Origin of the sequence: Mycobacterium sp. DBP42, from assembly GCF_005924235.1 — a bacterium.
Classification (GTDB): domain Bacteria; phylum Actinomycetota; class Actinomycetes; order Mycobacteriales; family Mycobacteriaceae; genus Mycobacterium; species Mycobacterium syngnathidarum.
Window position 1 is genome coordinate 88,313 of sequence record NZ_VCMY01000019.1, and the last position, 16,703, is coordinate 105,015.

16 protein-coding genes and 1 pseudogene are annotated in these 16,703 nt (G+C 66.5%); 13 read left to right on the forward strand and 4 right to left on the reverse strand.

Going from position 1 to position 16,703, the window contains the following annotated elements; all coding sequences use genetic code 11:
• Positions 1-8: 8 nt before the first annotated feature.
• Complete coding sequence (locus E0T84_RS18175; protein ID WP_371726057.1) at positions 9-326, reverse strand: hypothetical protein; 318 nt, start codon at positions 324-326, stop codon at positions 9-11.
• Positions 327-364: 38 nt separating this feature from the next.
• On the opposite strand from E0T84_RS18175, the gene hisN reads away from it, so the two are divergent.
• A complete protein-coding gene (hisN, locus tag E0T84_RS18180) occupies positions 365-1,147 on the forward strand; it encodes a histidinol-phosphatase (protein WP_070184646.1) in 783 nt (260 codons plus the stop codon).
• A gap of 10 nt (positions 1,148-1,157) precedes the next feature.
• On the opposite strand, the gene E0T84_RS18185 is transcribed toward hisN, so the two are convergent.
• Positions 1,158-2,075: an NADP-dependent oxidoreductase gene (locus E0T84_RS18185; protein WP_138745127.1), complete on the reverse strand. Its 918-nt coding sequence runs from the start codon at positions 2,073-2,075 to the stop codon at positions 1,158-1,160.
• Between the two features lie 123 nt (positions 2,076-2,198).
• Between E0T84_RS18185 and E0T84_RS18190 the strand changes: the two genes are divergently transcribed.
• The 4 genes from E0T84_RS18190 to E0T84_RS18205 all read left to right on the forward strand — a co-directional run bounded on the left by E0T84_RS18190 (position 2,199) and on the right by E0T84_RS18205 (position 6,490).
• Positions 2,199-2,663 carry a helix-turn-helix domain-containing protein gene (locus E0T84_RS18190; RefSeq protein WP_070184644.1) on the forward strand — a complete coding sequence of 155 codons (465 nt, stop codon included), beginning with the start codon at positions 2,199-2,201 and terminating at the stop codon, positions 2,661-2,663.
• 79 nt (positions 2,664-2,742) lie between these two features.
• Positions 2,743-4,140: an acyl-CoA dehydrogenase family protein gene (locus E0T84_RS18195; RefSeq protein WP_070184643.1), complete on the forward strand. Its 1,398-nt coding sequence runs from the start codon at positions 2,743-2,745 to the stop codon at positions 4,138-4,140.
• Between the two features lie 40 nt (positions 4,141-4,180).
• Positions 4,181-5,401 carry an acyl-CoA dehydrogenase family protein gene (locus E0T84_RS18200; protein ID WP_070184642.1) on the forward strand — a complete coding sequence of 407 codons (1,221 nt, stop codon included), beginning with the start codon at positions 4,181-4,183 and terminating at the stop codon, positions 5,399-5,401.
• A 90-nt stretch (positions 5,402-5,491) separates the two neighbouring features.
• A complete protein-coding gene (locus E0T84_RS18205) occupies positions 5,492-6,490 on the forward strand; it encodes an oxidoreductase (protein ID WP_138745128.1) in 999 nt (332 codons plus the stop codon).
• Between the two features lie 92 nt (positions 6,491-6,582).
• Here the strand turns inward: E0T84_RS18205 and E0T84_RS18210 are convergent, their stop codons facing one another.
• Positions 6,583-7,560 (reverse strand): esterase family protein, encoded by a 978-nt coding sequence (locus tag E0T84_RS18210; RefSeq protein WP_070184640.1) that lies wholly within the window; start codon positions 7,558-7,560, stop codon positions 6,583-6,585.
• Between the two features lie 465 nt (positions 7,561-8,025).
• Between E0T84_RS18210 and E0T84_RS18215 the strand changes: the two are divergent.
• Positions 8,026-9,217, forward strand: a pseudogene (locus E0T84_RS18215) (acyl-CoA dehydrogenase family protein).
• Positions 9,218-9,236: 19 nt separating this feature from the next.
• Here E0T84_RS18215 and E0T84_RS18220 read toward each other — a convergent pair.
• Positions 9,237-9,794, reverse strand: a complete 558-nt coding sequence (locus tag E0T84_RS18220) for a type 1 glutamine amidotransferase domain-containing protein (protein ID WP_070184638.1) — start codon at positions 9,792-9,794, stop codon at positions 9,237-9,239.
• A gap of 177 nt (positions 9,795-9,971) precedes the next feature.
• Between E0T84_RS18220 and E0T84_RS18225 the strand changes: the two genes are divergently transcribed.
• From E0T84_RS18225 to E0T84_RS18255, 7 genes are all read left to right on the forward strand, one after another.
• On the forward strand, positions 9,972-11,075 hold the full coding sequence (locus tag E0T84_RS18225) for a homogentisate 1,2-dioxygenase (protein WP_075909368.1): 1,104 nt from the start codon (positions 9,972-9,974) through the stop codon (positions 11,073-11,075).
• Positions 11,075-12,265 carry a S9 family peptidase gene (locus E0T84_RS18230; RefSeq protein ID WP_138745129.1) on the forward strand — a complete coding sequence of 397 codons (1,191 nt, stop codon included), beginning with the start codon at positions 11,075-11,077 and terminating at the stop codon, positions 12,263-12,265. The genes E0T84_RS18225 and E0T84_RS18230 overlap by 1 nt, the downstream gene beginning before the upstream one ends.
• Positions 12,262-13,467: a CaiB/BaiF CoA-transferase family protein gene (locus E0T84_RS18235; RefSeq protein ID WP_070184635.1), complete on the forward strand. Its 1,206-nt coding sequence runs from the start codon at positions 12,262-12,264 to the stop codon at positions 13,465-13,467. The genes E0T84_RS18230 and E0T84_RS18235 overlap by 4 nt, the downstream gene beginning before the upstream one ends.
• Position 13,468: 1 nt before the next feature.
• Positions 13,469-14,371 carry a hydroxymethylglutaryl-CoA lyase gene (locus E0T84_RS18240; RefSeq protein ID WP_138745130.1) on the forward strand — a complete coding sequence of 301 codons (903 nt, stop codon included), beginning with the start codon at positions 13,469-13,471 and terminating at the stop codon, positions 14,369-14,371.
• A gap of 7 nt (positions 14,372-14,378) precedes the next feature.
• Positions 14,379-14,990 (forward strand): TetR/AcrR family transcriptional regulator, encoded by a 612-nt coding sequence (locus E0T84_RS18245; RefSeq protein ID WP_070184633.1) that lies wholly within the window; start codon positions 14,379-14,381, stop codon positions 14,988-14,990.
• A 33-nt stretch (positions 14,991-15,023) separates the two neighbouring features.
• Positions 15,024-16,268: an acyl-CoA dehydrogenase family protein gene (locus E0T84_RS18250; protein WP_138745131.1), complete on the forward strand. Its 1,245-nt coding sequence runs from the start codon at positions 15,024-15,026 to the stop codon at positions 16,266-16,268.
• Positions 16,265-16,703, forward strand: a 439-nt coding sequence (locus tag E0T84_RS18255; RefSeq protein WP_171055073.1) for a phosphotransferase, incomplete at its 3' end; no start/stop codon positions are given. The genes E0T84_RS18250 and E0T84_RS18255, both read left to right, overlap by 4 nt.

A 16,703-nucleotide genomic window follows, 5' to 3' on the forward strand; every position in this document is an offset into this window, starting at 1 on the left:
CCCTCTGATCAGGCCGGCGGCGGCTCCGCAGGCGCGAAGGCCCACTTGTCCGGGTTTCCCGGCGAGTAGACGACCGGTAGGAGCGCGCCCATGGTCGGCCACTCGTTCACGTCGACGGCCATGCGCTGATACACGACATGTTCGGTGACGGTGGGTCCGGTGATGACGCCGGTGATCGTGACGTACTGCTCGCCCTCGACATCGGGCCGCGGGCTCACCCCGGTCACGAGCAACGTGCCGTGCGCCAGTTCACCCCGAATCCCCCGCCGCCGCATGATCCACGGCGCCACCAGCACCACGAGTGCGCCCACGATCAACAGGAGCATGCCGATTTCCCACACCAGGCCATGGTAGGACTTCAGGCATGAGCACCGTCGCAGATGACTTGACGCTGGCCCTTGAGTTGGCCGACAAGGCCGACTCCTTGACCATGGACCGCTTCGGCGCCCTGGATCTGCGCATCGAGACCAAGCCAGACCTGACTCCGGTCACCGACGCTGATCGCGGCGCCGAGGAATCGTTGCGGGCCGCACTGGCCGCGGCCCGCCCGGCCGACACGGTGTTCGGTGAAGAGTTCGGTGGCACAACGACATTGACCGGCCGACAATGGGTGATCGATCCGATAGACGGGACCAAGAACTTCGTCCGCGGCGTGCCGGTGTGGTGCACGTTGATCGCGTTGCTCGAAGACGGCGTCCCGACCGTCGGCGTGGTCAGCGCACCGGCGTTGGCGCGCCGTTGGTGGGCCGGGCTGGGCCAGGGGGCATTCGGCTCGTTCGCGGGTGCGACTCGCAAACTTTCGGTGTCGGGGGTTGCCGAGCTCGAGTCGGCCAGCCTGTCGTACTCGGACCTGACGACCGGGTGGGAGGACCGACGCAGCCGGTTCGTCGAACTCACCGACGCGGTCTGGCGGGTGCGCGCCTACGGTGATTTCTGGTCGTACTGCATGGTCGCCGAAGGGGCCGTCGACATCGCCTGCGAACCCGAGGTGAAGCTGTGGGACATCGCTCCCCTCGACATCCTCATCCGTGAGGCCGGCGGAAGGTTCACCAGCATCGACGGCGCCCCAGGGGCGCATGGAGGTAGCGCGCTGGCCACCAACGGCTTGCTGCACGACGCGGTGCTGACCCGGCTCGGCGGCCGGTAGTTCACGTAGTTCACGGGCGGAGCACGTACCGGCCACGTATCCCGCCTTTGGCAAGCCCCCGGTGTGCATCGGCCACCTGATCCAACGGCAGCACGGCATGCACCCGGGCCGGCAACTGCCCGGACACCGTGCGGGCGAGAAGGTCGGCCAGCCGTACACCGTCGGGGTGGGCCACCACGGCGGCGACGGTGATGCCGCGTTCACTCGGTGGCTGGGCGCTGGGTTGCACCCCGACGAACAGCCCGCCGTCGCGGACCAGCGCCAGCGCTGCCAGCTGCATCGCACCGGCATCGGCGACCGCGTCCCACCCCGATTCGGCGTGGGTCGTGAAGTCGGCTCCGAGCCCGCGGACGAACTCCTCGTCCTGTTCGCGGGCCAGACCGGTCACCTGCCAGCCGCGCTCCTGGCCCAGCACCAGGAGATAACCCCCGACCGCTCCGGCGGCGCCGGTGACCAGGAGCCGGCGCCCGTCGGCGGGGGCGTCGCCGAGAAGATCGAGGATCTGTGCTGCGGCTAATCCGTTGAGCGGCACCGTCGCTGCCGCGATCAAGTCCAGCCCGTCGGGCACGACAGCAACATCGGCGGCGGGCACGAGCAAACGCTCGGCATAGGTGCCGTAGTCGCGGTCGAATCCGTCGACCACCCCGGCGACCCGGGAACCCACGACGAGGTCCACGCCGGGGCCCGTGGCCTCCACTGTGCCCGCAAAATCCCAGCCGAGCCCCGTCCAATGTGGCTGGTCGACCAGTTCGAGATCGTGGAACACACCGGCGGCCACACCGAGGTCGACCGGATTGACCGCCGCGGCCGCGATCGCCACCCGGACCTGGCCGGGGCCTGGCTCAGCCACCGGTACGTCGACGATCTCGATCGAGTCGGGTCCGCTGGGCGTGCGGACGACGGCGGCGCGAAACGTGGGGACAGACATGAAAATTCACTCCTGAACATCTTGTGGCGGAATGCTTACGTACTCCACGATGGAGTGGTAGCTCTCTAATGGGAAGTAGGCACTTCAAGGTGCGTAACTCACCACGGACGAACGGATCCCGACATGCCGACGACGACCGCGGCCCAGAAACGGGCGCGAGCAAAGCTGGAATACGACGCCTTCCTGGCGAACTGCCCCAGCCGCCAACTGCTCGACCGGATCAGCGACAAGTGGGTCGCGCTGATCCTGGCCGCACTCGGGGGCGACGGCCCGCAGCCCGGAATCGGCGATGCGGGCCAACCGCGTCCGATGCGCTACTCCGAGCTGTCCCGCCGCCTGGCCGGGGTAAGCCAGAAGATGCTCACCCAGACCCTGCGATCCCTCGAACGCGATGGATTACTCACCCGGACCGTGACGCCGACCGTTCCTGTCACGGTCACCTACGAGCTGACTGAACTGGGCCTTTCCCTGCACCGTCTGATGATCGGAATCAAATCCTGGGCCGAGGCCCACATGGACGAGGTGCACTCGAACCGCGCGCGGCACGACCAGCTCTCGGCCGCGGAAGCCGGACCGCAGACGGTGTGAAGTTGGTAACAGATGCCCTACCTTACTCCGGAGTAAGATACGGTCAGATGCGTCGCCACGACCAACAGAGGCAGCTGACATGACCAACACCCTGCCGTCCAAGAACGGCACCCCCTCCCGTCCCTCCAGCTCCGGCCGGCAAAGCGCGGTCGGACTGCACAAGCACAAGCGGACAGCGACCGACATCGGGTTGGCGCTGATCACGCCCATCGTCGGCCAGGAGTTCCTGGACCGATACGGCCTGCGCGATCCGCTCAACCGCAGCCTGAAATACGGTGTGAAGCAGGTCTTTTCGACCGCCGGTGCAGCCACCCGCCAGTTTCAGCGCATCCAGGGCCTGGGTAAGGCGCCCACCCGACTCAAGGCCAGCGGCGCCGATTACTTCGACCTGACGCCCGACGAAGACCAGCAGATGATCGTCGAGACGGTCCGGGAGTTCGCCGAGGAGATCCTGCGTCCGGCCGCGCATGACGCCGACGAGGCAGCGACCTACCCCGCGGATCTGATCGCCAAGGCCGCCGAACTGGGCATCACCGCCGTGAATGTGCCCGAGGACTTCGACGGCATCGCCGAGCACCGCAGCACCGTGACCAACGCGCTCGTCGCCGAGGCCCTGGCCTACGGCGACATGGGCCTGGCCCTGCCGATCCTGGCACCCGGCGGTGTCGCCGCGGCGCTGACCCACTGGGGTAGCGCCGATCAGCAGGCCACCTATCTCAAAGAGTTCGCCGGCGAGAACGTGCCGCAAGCCTGCGTCGCGATCGCCGAACCGCACGCCCTGTTCGACCCCACCGCACTCAAGACGACCGCGGTGCGCACCCCCAGCGGCTACCGCCTGTCCGGCGTCAAGTCTCTGGTACCGGCGGCCGCCGATGCCGAAATCTTCATCGTGGCAGCACAATTGAACGGCAAGCCGGCATTGTTCATCGTCGAGGCCGCGTCACCGGGCCTCACGGTCAAGGCCGATCCGAGCATGGGTATCCGTGCCGCGGCACTGGGCCAGGTCGAACTCGACAACGTGGCCGTGCCGCTGAGCAACCTCCTGGGTGAGGACGGTGCCACCGACCAGGACTACAGCGAGGCGATCGCGCTGTCCCGGCTGGGCTGGGCCGCGCTGGCCGTCGGCACCTCGCACGCGGTGCTCGACTACGTCATCCCCTACATCAAGGAACGCCAGGCCTTCGGCGAGCCGATCGCCCACCGCCAGTCGGTGGCGTTCATGACGGCCAACATCGCCATCGAGCTCGACGGCCTGCGGCTGATCACCTGGCGCGGTGCCGCCCGCGCCGAGCAGGGCCTGTCATTCGCGCGCGAGGCGGCATTGGCCCGCAAGCTCGGCACCGACAAGGGCATGCAGATCGGTCTGGACGGCGTGCAGCTGCTGGGCGGTCACGGTTACACCAAGGAACATCCGGTCGAGCGCTGGTACCGCGATCTGCGGGCCATCGGCGTCGCCGAGGGTGTCGTGGTGATTTAGTCCAGCCATCGTTCCGCGTATTTGAACCGAAAGACTAATCATGGCAATCAATCTGGAAATGCCCCGCAAGCTCCAGGCGGTCATCGAGAAGGGCCACCAGGGCGCCGCCGAGATGCTTCGCCCGATCTCGCGCAAGTACGACCTCGCCGAGCACGCCTATCCGGTCGAGCTGGACACCCTGGCCACGCTGTTCGAAGGCATCTCGAGCGCCAAGACCATCTCGTTCGCCGGCGCCGAGGCGTTCCGTGACGACGCCAACACCAAGGGCGAGAAGGTCACCGTCAACGGCGCCAACATGTCTGCGCTGCTCAACGCTCTGGAGATCAGCTGGGGCGATGTCGCCCTGCTGCTCTCGGTGCCGCGGCAGGGCCTGGGCAACGCCGCCATCTCCTCGGTGGCCACACCCGAGCAGCTCGAGCGCCTCGGCAAGGACGTGTGGGCCGCGATGGCCATCACCGAGCCCGGGTTCGGCTCCGACTCGGCGGCCGTCACCACCACCGCGGTGCTCGACGGCGACGAGTACGTGATCAACGGCGAGAAGATCTTCGTCACGGCAGGTTCGCGGGCCACCCACATCGTGGTGTGGGCGACCCTGGACAAGTCCCTCGGCCGCGCGGCGATCAAGTCGTTCATCGTGCCGCGCGAGCATCCCGGGGTGACCGTCGAGCGCCTGGAGCACAAGCTCGGCATCAAGGCCTCCGACACCGCGGTCATCCGCTTCGAGAACGCCCGCATCCCCAAGGACAACTTGCTGGGCGATCCAGAGATCCACGTGGAGAAGGGTTTTGCCGGGGTCATGGAGACCTTCGACAACACCCGGCCGATCGTGGCGGCCATGGCGGTCGGCATCGCCCGCGCCGCCTTGGAGGATCTGCGCGCGATTCTCACCGACGCCGGCATCGAGATCTCCTACGACAAGCCGGCCCACGCGCAGAGTGCCCCCGCCGCGGAGTTCCTGCGGATGGAGGCCGACTGGGAGGCCGGGTACCTGTTGACCGTCCGCTCCGCATGGCAGGCCGACAACAGCATCCCCAACTCCAAGGAAGCCTCGATGGGTAAGGCCAAGGCCGCCCGGGTGGCCAGCGACATCACCCTCAAAGCCGTCGAAATGGCCGGAACCGTGGGCTATTCCGAGCAGACCCTGCTGGAGAAGTGGGCCCGCGACTCCAAGATCCTCGACATCTTCGAGGGCACGCAGCAAATCCAGCAGCTGGTGGTAGCCCGCCGCCTGCTGGGCCTGTCCTCGGCCGAGCTGAAGTAGCGCTTCCGCTTCCGCCGAGCAGCCGCAAACTGCCCAAAACCGCCTGGTTTTGGGCAGTTTTGCGTCTGCTCGGCCAACTAGGGTGACGTCATGGACACATTCCAAGCGCTCGTCGCGCGGCAGGAAGACGACCGTATCGAGGCGGCGGTCGAGACGCTGCAGGCATCCGACCTGCCGGACGGCGAGGTCACCATCCGGGTGCAGTACAGCAGCGTCAACTTCAAAGACGCGCTCGCACTGACCCCCAAAGGCGGTGTGGTGCGCGACTATCCGATCGTCCCGGGTATCGACCTCACCGGCGAGGTGGTCACCTCGGCGTCCCCCGACTTCTCGCCCGGCGATCTGGTGCTGGCCCACGGGTATCAGATCGGCACCGGTCATCATGGCGGCTACGCCGAGTACGCCCGGCTACCGGCCGATCAAGTGGTGGCACTGGGCCCGCTGACACCGCGTGAAGGCGCAGCGATCGGCACCGCCGGATTCACCGCTGCGATGAGCGTGCAGGCCCTTACCCGGCACGGCGTCGCACCCCAGGACGGTCCGGTCGTGGTGACCGGAGCGACCGGCGGCGTCGGGTCGGTCGGCGTGGACCTGCTGGCAGCTGCCGGCTACCAGGTGGTGGCGTCGACCGGAAAGCCCGATCAGGCCGATCATCTCCGTGCCCTGGGCGCATCCGACGTCATCGGCCGCCTCCCGGCCGATCCCGAGGCCAAACCCCGGCCACTGGGCAAGACGCGGTGGGCCGGGGCCGTGGACTGTGTCGGCGGCGCCACACTTGCCGACGTGCTGAGCAGTCTGCAGTACGGCGGCGCGGTGGCGGCCAGCGGGCTGACCGGCGGTACGGCACTGAACACCACGGTCATGCCGTTCATCCTGCGCGGCGTATCCCTGCTGGGAATCGACTCGGTACAGATGCCCATCGGACCGCGACGCGAGCTTTGGCAGCAGTTGGGCGGTCAGCTCAAACCTCACCATCTCGACGAGGTCACCCACGAGGTCGACGCCAAGGACGTCGTCGCGGTGCTCGACGAGGTCCGGGCCGGCCGCTACTCGGGACGCGCGGTGGTGAGGGTCGCCGGAGGCTTCTGACACTTCGCCCGCCAGATACCTTCTCCCGCCAGATACAAAACTGCCCCAAATCCGAAGATTTGGGGCAGTTCTGTGTCTGTTCGCGGGGCTGGCTAGCCGAGCACCCGCTGCAGGTCCGGAACCATGGCCTGCAACTGCTGACCCCAGTAGGCCCAGTTGTGGGTACCGGAATCCGGGAAGTTGAACACACCGTTGGTACCGCCTGCGGCGATGTAGTTGTCCTGGAACGTCCGGTTGGTGCGGATGGTCAGGCCTTCGAGGAAGGTGGCGGGCAGATCGCCGCCGCCGAGCTCGTTGGGCTGGCCGTTGCCGCAGTAGATCCAGAGGCGGGTGTTGTTGGCCACCAGCGTGGGGATCTGCACCATCGGGTCGTTGCGCTTCCAGGCGCTGTTCGGGTCCTCGGTCGGGCCCCACATGTCGTTGGCCTTGTAGCCGCCCGCGTCACCCATGGAGATGTTGATCAGGAACGGCCACCAGCCCTCGGAGGGGTTCAGGAAGCCCGACATCGAACCGGCGTAGATGAACCGGTCAGGGTGGTACGTCGCCAGAATCAGCGCGGCGGAGCCGGCCATCGAAAGGCCGATCGCGGCGTTACCGGTCGCGGCGACATCGCGGTTGGCGGCCAGCCACTGCGGCAGCTCGCTGGTCAGGAAGGTCTCCCACTTGTACGTGGTGCAACCGGCCTTACCGCAGGCTTGGTTGTACCAGTCGGAGTAGAAGCTCGACTGGCCACCGACGGGCATGACAACCGACAGGCCACTGTCGAGGAACATCTCGAACGCGTTGGTGTTGATGTCCCAGCCGTTGAAGTCGTCCTGAGCGCGCAAGCCGTCGAGCAGGTACACCGCGTGCGAACCCGGCCCACCGCTCTGGAACTGAATCTTGATGTCGCGGCCCATCGACGGCGACGGGACCATCAGGTACTCAACCGGCAGGCCCGGGCGGGAGAAGGCCCCAGCGGTTGCCGATCCGCCGGCAACGCCGATCAAGCCAGGCAGCAACAGAGCTGCCACGGCCGCCACCGTCATGCGGCGGGCCCAATGGCCACGAATCTTGTCAATGAAGGTCATACTGCGAATCCATCCGTCTTCCGGTCATTACGCCATTTGCGCGGTCGGCGATCAGCGTCGCCAAGCGACATGGCAACGACCGAGTCGTCGTTGCACTGTCACGCCCGCTCGTCCGAGCCGGTGCCTCTGATGAGCGGACCGAAGAATTCAGTTGTTGCGCCTTGAGTAAATCACGCGTCCACGACGAGGGAAAACCCGCGGCGCGCCAACGAACTGCATATCTACGGATTCAGAAAAGTGAATTCGGCTTTATCTCGTGCCCATCGGAAGGCGATCTACCTGCAAAAACGCGTTCCTCCCCCGGACCGCACCGGCGGCGCTCGATGAACACCGATGCTTATCCGTTCACAACCGGTGTCCGGAGGGTTATCCGATCGTCGCCAACCGGTATTCCAAATTGCCTGCACACGCCCTCGCACCGGGCCGAAACCTGACCATACTAAAAAGTATGGTAACTTTCGACACATGACCTCCCCCCTCACCACCGACCGCTCCATCACCGCCGAATTCGTCGCCCGCCTGGCCGAGCGGGCCGCTGAGGCCGAGGAGTTGCGCCGGCTTCCCGATGCGACGGTGGCCGAGCTTGTCGACTCCGGTTTCACCGAACTGTTGGTACCCGCGCGGTTTGGCGGTCGGCAGGCAGATTTCCCGCAGATCCTGGACCCCGTACGCCGGATGGCCCACGGCTGCACCTCGAGCGCCTGGACGATCGGCTTCCTGGCCCTGCACAACTGGATGCTGTCGCTGTTCGGTGAGCAGGCCCAGGAGGAGGCGTTCGCCAGCAGACCGTTCCTTGCTCCGGCTCCGTTGGCGCCGACCGGGCGGGGACTACCGGTCGACGGAGGCATTCGCCTGACCGGCAGGTGGTCCTGGGCCACCGGCGTGATGCACGGGAACTGGATCATCGTCGCGGCGTTGTGCGGCCCCGACGACGGGCTGTACCCGGCGCTGGCGCTGCTGCCGATCCGCGACGTGACGGTGGCCGATGTGTGGCACACCGACGGCATGCGAGCCACCGGGTCCAACGACGCCATCGCCTCCGACGTCTTCGTGCCCGAGCACCGGTTGGTGAAGGTGCTCGACATCTATTCCGGAACGGCTCCGGGTGCCGGACTGCACGACGGCTCCGGGTGCCGGACTGCACGACGGCTCCGCCTACCGCTGGCCGATGGTGCCCGCACTGGCCCTGTTGGCCGCGATGCCGGCACTGGGCAGTGCCGAGCGGGTCACCGAGATCTACGCGCAGCGCCTGGGCGAACGCGTACTGCCTTACGAAGGCGTCATACAGAAGGACAAGCCGATCGCTCAGGCCCACCTGGCCGGGGCTCAGGTACGGGTGCGCGCGTTGCGGGCTCTGCTGGCCGACACCGTCGGCGAGATCGAAGCGATCGTGGCGTCCGGCGACCCGGTCGACAAACCGGTGCGCGCGCAGGCGCGGCTGTCGGCGGCGCACATCGTCAGCGAGTCGAAGGCCGTCATCGCCGACCTACTGGGCGCCGGCGGCGCGAGCATCCATTTCCTGTCCAGCCCCCTGCAACGCTTCAAGCGCGACGTCGACGTCCTGTCCGGCCATGTGGTGTTCGACTACGACACCAGCCGCGAGTTGGCCGGTGCACTGGCGCTGGGGATGAAGATCCCCCGGACCTCGATGATCTGACAGCCCAAAGGGCCGGCACTCAGGTTTGGGCCGGGCTGCTTGCCAGCACCTCTGTGATGGCCTCGCAGAACGCCGGAAGATCCCGTGGCGACCGGCTGGTGATCAGATTGCCGTCGATGCAGACCTCACGGTCCACCACGGTGGCGCCGGCATTGCCGAGATCCGTGCGGATGCTCGGATAGCTGGTCAGCGTGCGACCGCGCACCACGTCGGCCTCCACCAGGGTCCACGGACCGTGACATATCGCCGCCACCGGCTTGCCCGATCGGACGAAGTCGCGGACGAACGCCACCGCGGTCTCGTCGAGCCTCAACTTGTCCGGGTTCACCGTCCCCCCGGGCAGAATCAGCGCGTCGAACTGATCGACCTTCGCCTCGGCGACCGTGCGGTCCACGGAAAAGGTTCCTGCGGGTTCGAGATCGTGATCGCGGGCCTGGATGTCGTCGGCCTTGAGCGACAGCAACTCGACGTGGCCACCCGCGTTCTCGACGGCCGCGCGAGGTTGTTCGAGTTCGATGCGCTCCACACCGTCGGCGGCGAGGATTCCCACCCTGCGGCCTTCCAATTCCTTTCGCATCAGAGTCCTTTCCGTTGACACCGACGGGCAGCAGCGAGCCTGGGCGCCCGCTCCAGGGCTACCCCGGCGCGCCGAGGCCAAAACCCGGTGATTCAGTCCCGTGCACCCCTTGTCACCAGTGGTAACAAAAAGTAAAGTCACTTTCAGTTTTCGCCCCACACCGTTCAGGAGTCGAGCATGGAATCCTTCGTCCACCTGCGAAAAGGCAAGACCCCGAAACGGGTACATGCCGACCTCGACGGCCTCAAGGACGACGAGCTCGGTCGCGGCGGATTCGTCGGCCGCACCGCCAACATGTACCGGCGCAACGACCCCACCGCCTACCGCACCGTTGGTCCCCTGCGCCCCACCGACGTGTTGTCCAGTGAGCTCAAACCCAGCGATGCCACCGATGCACAAGGCGGCCCGCTGCTGATGTTCTCCAACGCCGACTGCCAGGTGCTGTTGAGCCGCCGCAGTGAGGAAATGCCGTTCTTCGTCCGCTACGTCGACGGCGACCTGCTGTTGTTCGTACACAAGGGGGCAGGTCTGCTGGAAACCGAATTCGGTCCCCTGCGCTACCGCGAGGGCGACTGGGTCTACATCCCGAAAGCCTGCACGTTCCGTCAGGTGCCCGACAGTGGAGAGGACGGAGCGAGCACTTTCCTGATGATCCAAGCCACCGACGATTTCCGCGTCCCGCCGGCCGGCACCCTGGGGCGGCACTTCCCGTTCGACCCGGCGCAGGTGACCATCCCCGAGCCGGAGCCCGTCGACGATGACGGCCGGGAGGAGTACGAGGTCCGGTTGGTCCATGAAGGTGGTCCGACTTCGCTGTTCTACCAACACAATCCGCTCGACGTGGAAGGCTGGCGGGGCGACAACTTCCCGTTCACCTTCAACATCGAGGACTACACCGTCATCACCTCCGAAAGCGTGCACCTGCCACCCACGGTGCACCTCTTCATGCAGGCCACCGGCGTGTACGTGATGAACTTCCTGCCCAAGCCCGCCGAGAGCGTGCCGGGCACCGAACGCACCCCGTGGTATCACCGCAACGTCGACTACGACGAGATCGCGTTCTTCCACGGCGGCTCGCTTTACGGCATCCCGATGCCGCCCGGCCTGGTTTCCCATGCACCGCAGGGTGTGCACCACGGGGCGCCCGAGAAGGCGCGCGAACGCGCCCGCCGCAAGTTCGACGACTACGACCGGGTCGACTGGTCGGTGATCGCCATCGACACCCGTCGTCGTCTCATCCCGTCCGCCGAAATCCTCGCCAACGACCTGGGGCAGCACTAATGACAACAGTTGAAGCACCTGTAAAGCACGAGTACGACCGCATCCCGTATCTGGTTGCCTACCAGAACAACTCGTCGGTGCGCGACGTGTACGGCGGGGTCGCCGAGCTCGTGGTGCTGGAGAGCTACCTGCTGCGGCCAAAAGCGAAACCGTCCGACACCGTGCTGGTGTTCATGCACCCGATCGGCGGCGGTGCCTACCTGCCGATGATCAATGCCCTGGCCCGGGCCGGGCACCACGTCATCTACTGCAACAGCCGGTTCCGCGGCACCGACTCGGCCCTGTTGATGGAGAAGGTGGTCGAGGATCTCGGCGAGTGCATCAAGGACGCCAAGAACCGACTGGGCTACGAGAAGGTGGTGCTGGCCGGTTGGAGCGGCGGCGGTTCACTGTCGGTGTTCTACCAACAGCAGGCGCAAAACCCGACCGTGACGGCCAGCCCGTCCGGGGACGGGCCCGATCTGACCAAACTGGGGTTGATCCCGGCCGACGGAATCATGCTGCTGGCCGCACACATCAGCCGGCACGGCACCATGACCGAATGGATGGACGCCTCCATCCTGGATGAGAACGATCCCTCCAAGCGGGATCCCGAGCTCGACCTCTACAACCCGGACAATCCCAACCAGCCGCCGTACACACCCGAGTTCCTCGAGCGTTACCACCAGGCTCAGATCGCCCGCAACCGACGAATCACCAAGTGGGTCAAAGAAAAGCTGGCCGAGCTCAAGGCCGCCGGACGTCCCGATGACGAGTTCGCCTTCGTCGTGCACGGCACCATGGCCGACCCGCGCTGGCTGGACCCGACCGTCGATCCCAATGAACGCACCCCGGGCACCTGCTATCTCGGCGATCCTCAGGTGGTCAACATGAGCCCGGTCGGCCTGGCCCGGTTCTGCACCCTGCGCAGCTGGTTGTCGCAGTGGAGCTACGACGATGCAAACGGTGACGCGGTCAAGGCCGGACCGGATATCGCGGTGCCCGCTCTGGTGATCGGAAACCTCGCCGACGACGCCTGCACACCGAGCCACACCCGTCGCCTCTACGAGGCCATCGGGCATGAGGACAAAGAGATGCACGAGATCCCCGGCGCCAACCACTACTACTCAGGCCCGGATCAGCGGGACACCCTGCGCCAGGCCGTCTCGATCTGCACGGATTGGCTGCACCGGCACGGGTTTTCGCTGTGACAGCGGCGGGCGCGCTGGACGGCATCAGGGTGATCGAGCTCGGCACCCTGATCTCCGGCCCCTTCGCCGGCCGCCTGCTCGGCGACATGGGCGCCGAGGTCATCAAGATCGAGCTGCCTGCCACCCCGGATCCACTGCGCACCTGGGGCCAGGCCGAACTCGACGGGCACCACTTCTTCTGGACCGTGCATGCCCGCAACAAGAAGGCCGTCACGCTGGACCTTCGCACCGAGAAAGGACGCGAACTCTTCCTGGACCTGGTGGAGCGATCCGACATCATCGTCGAGAACTTCCGGCCCGGCACCCTGGAGAAATGGAACCTGGGTTACGACGTTCTGCGCGAACGCAACAAGGGCATCATCCTGGTGCGGGTATCCGGCTACGGGCAGACCGGGCCCGACGCCGGCAAAGCCGGCTACGCCTCGGTGGCCGAGGCGTCCAGCGGGTTGCGCCACATGAACGGCTTCCCCGGCGGTCCCCCACCGCGGCTGGCCCTGTCCCTCGGCGACAGCCTGGCCGGCATGTTCGCCGCCCAGGGCGCCTTGGCGGCGCTGTATCGGCGGACCGTCACCGGCGAGGGCCAGATCGTCGACACCGCGCTGACCGAAAGTTGTCTGGCGATACAGGAATCCACCATCCCCGACTACGACATCGGTGGGGTGGTGCGCGGACCGTCTGGCACGCGGTTGGAGGGCATTGCGCCGTCCAACATCTACCAGAGCGCCAACGGCAGCTGGGTGGTGATCGCGGCCAACCAGGACACCGTGTTCCGCCGGTTGTGTGCGGCGATGGGCACCCCCGAGCTGGCGACCGACGACCGATTCGCCAATCACGTTGCCCGCGGCCGCAATCAGGACGAACTGGACAAGATCATCGGGGAATGGGCCGGGAAACGGCAACCCGAGGAGATCATCGAGACCTTGTCCGAGGCGGGAGTGATCAGCGGGCCGATCAACACCGTTGCCGAGGTGGTGCAGGATCGGCAAATGCAGGCCCGCGGCATGATCGCCGACCACTACGATGAGCGGATCGGACGGACCGTGAAGGGCCCCGGCGTCGTCCCGGTGCTCTCCGAGTCGCCCGGCACCATCCGCAACGCCGGATCGGCGCGGCCCGGTCAGCACAACGACGAGGTGTACGGCGACCTGCTCGGCCGCAGTGCACAAGACCTGGAAACCCTGCGCTCCGAGGGGGTGCTGTGAGATGAACCTGCCCGACAAGGTCGACATCCGCGAGGTGTGCCTACGCGACGGCCTCCAGATCGAGACGCCGATTCCGTTGTCCGCCAAGGTCGCTATCCTCGAAGCCATCGTCGCCACCGGAGTGCGGGAGGTGGAGGCGACGGCTTTCGTCTCACCCTCGAAGGTGCCGGCGCTGGCCGACGCGGCCGAGCTCGCCGAAGAACTGCACAGGTTTCCCGACGTGGAGTTCTCCGCGCTGGTGGCCAGCCCCAACGGTGCCAAACGAGCGATAACCGCGGGCCTGCGGTCGATCGAGTACGTGGTGTCCGCATCGGATGCGCATTCCCATGCCAACGTCGGCCGCACGTCGGCCGAGGCCACCGCACAGATCGCCGACATCGTGGCCATCGCGCACGACAGCGACACCTCGGTCGAGGTGATCATCGCCACCGCGTGGGACTGTCCGTTCGACGGCCCGACCGATCCGCAGCGGGTACTCGACATCGCCTCGGCGGCTGCTGGTTTCGGTGCGAACCGGATAGCGATCGCCGACACCATCGGCACCACCACCCCGCGACGGGTCAGCTCGTTGATCGAGAAGGTCCGGCCGCTGATCGCGGACCTGCCACTGGGCGCGCACTTCCACAACACCCGCGGGGCCGGACTGGCCAGTGCTTACGCAGCCGTGCAAGCCGGCGTCACCCGGCTGGACGCGTCGGTCGGCGGGCTCGGGGGGTGCCCGTTCGCCCCCGGTGCCAGCGGCAACATCGCCACCGAGGACCTGGTGTACCTGCTGCGCGACAGCGACATCGCCGTCGACGTCGAATTGGCCGCGGCCGTCGACGCGGCCCGCATCGCCCAGGACGCCGTGGGCCATGAGTTGCCCAGCGCACTACTTCGGGCCGGCGACCGGATACTGGGCTGAGACCTCGATGACCGCCGCCGAGCTGGGCACCAAGGGCCGTCAGACCCGGTCCGCCATTGAGCTGGCCGCACGGAAACTGTTCGCCGAGCGCGGCTTTCACGGCACCACCCTGGCCGACATCACCTCGGCCGCGGGTAAGAGCCCGGCGGTGTTCTACCGATACTTCAGCGACAAAGAAGATCTGCTGGCCGCGCTGGCGGAGTCCTTCCTGCACGATGTGGTCGAGCCGTCCGGACTGAACCTGCACCTGCCGGATTCCCCCGACGACACCGAGTTCTTCACCACGGTGGTCACGGGTTATTGGAACATCTTCAAACAGAACATCGGCATCATGATCGCGGTCGCCCAGCTGGCGGCCACGCAGCAGCGATTCGCCGACGTGCAGAACAAGTTCCGGCGGTTCGGTATCGACATCGTCATCGCATCGGTGCACCACGCCCAGGGACAGGGCCACGCTCAGGGACTGCAACCCGAACATGTCGGAGCGGCCATCGCGTTGTTGTTCGAGAACTTCACCACGGTCTTCGTAGGCCAGTCCGGGCTCGGCATCGAGATCAACGATGCCGACGCCATCACCACCCTGTCCACCATCTGGAAACGAACCCTGTACGGCTTCTGACCCGAGCTTTCGACCCGAGAAAGAGAGATCATCGTGGATTTTGCTTTACCCGAACATCTTTCAACCGTCCTCGCCGACATGGACGAGTTCATCGAGACCGATATCAAGCCGCTCGAGCGCGAGCAGATGCAGTATTTCGACCAGCGCCGCGAATATGCCCGCACCGATTGGGAGAACGGCGGCATACCCGCCCGGGCCTGGGAAGACCTGCTCGGCGAGATGCGTCGGCGCGCTGATGCCGCCGGCTGGCTGCGCTACGGTCTGCCCGCCCGGTTCGGCGGCCGCGACGGCAGCAACCTGGACATGGCAGTGATCCGGGAACATCTGGCGCACAAGGGCCTCGGCCTGCACAACGATCTGCAGGACGAGTCCTCGATCGTCGGCAATTTTCCACAGGTGATCATGATGGACCGGTTCGGCACCGAGGCCCAGAAGTCCGAATGGGTCGAGGCGATGCTGACCGGCAAGCGCTCGATGGCCTTCGGCTTGACCGAGCCCGACCACGGCTCGGATGCCACCTGGCTGGAGACCACCGCGATGCCGGACGGAGACGGCTGGATCATCAACGGCCGCAAGCGGTGGAACACCGGGGTACACCGGGCCACGCATGATCTGATCTTTGCCCGGACCTCGGGTGAGCCAGGGCAGGCCCGTGGGATCACCGCGTTTCTGGTGCCCACCGATTCGGAGGGCTTCACCGTCCCGTTCTACTGGTGGACGTTCAACATGCCCACCGATCACGGCGAGGTCGAGTTGAACAATGTGCGGGTGGCCGCAGATGCGGTGCTCGGCGAGGTGGACCGCGGCCTGGAGGTCGGCCAGACCTTCCTTCACGAGAACCGAATTCGTCAGGCCGCCAGCAGTTTGGGCGCCGCTCAGTTCTGTATCGACCGCGCCGTGGGCTACGCCAACGAGCGCAAGGTGTTCGGCAAGCCGCTGGCGGTGAACCAGGCCGTGCAGTGGCCGCTGGTGGAACTGCAGACCGAGGCACAGATGGTCCGGCTGCTTGTCCGTTATGCGGCAACTCAACTGGACCAGAACCACCACATGGAGGTGTCCGACAAGGTCTCGATGGCCAACTACCGCGCCAACCGTCTGGTGTGTGAGGCCGCCGACCGGGCCATGCAGGTACACGGCGGCATCGGCTACAGCCGTCACGAGCCCTTCGAGCACATCTACCGCCACCACCGGCGCTACCGGATCACCGAGGGGGCCGAGGAGATCCAGATGCGGCGAGTGGCGCAGCGGTTGTTCGGGTTCGGCAAGGCCAAGCGGTGACCGAGCCCGCCCTTCTCGCCCCCAAGTTGGTCCAGGTCCTCACCGGAGTGCTCGGTGACGGCGTGGCCGTGGAGAACCTGCGCGAGCTGACCGGCGGGGCCAGCCGCACCACCTGGTCCTTCGACGCGATCACCGGCACCGCTCGGCGCCCGCTGATCCTGCGCACCGGTGCACCCGATGAGGTGCATGCCGGGATGGAACTGGAGGCCGAGGCGCAACGGGCGGCAGCACTGGCCGGGGCACCGGTCCCGCACGTGCTGGTCGCCGACGATTCCGTTGCCGCCCTTGGGGATCCGTTCCTGATCTGCGACTTCATCGGGGGCCAGACCATCGTGCGGCGGATTCAGCGCACGCTCGACGATGCCGGCCGGGCACGGCTGCTCACTCAGTGCGCGCAGGCGCTTGCCGCAATCCACCGGGCCTCCCCTCCCGCCC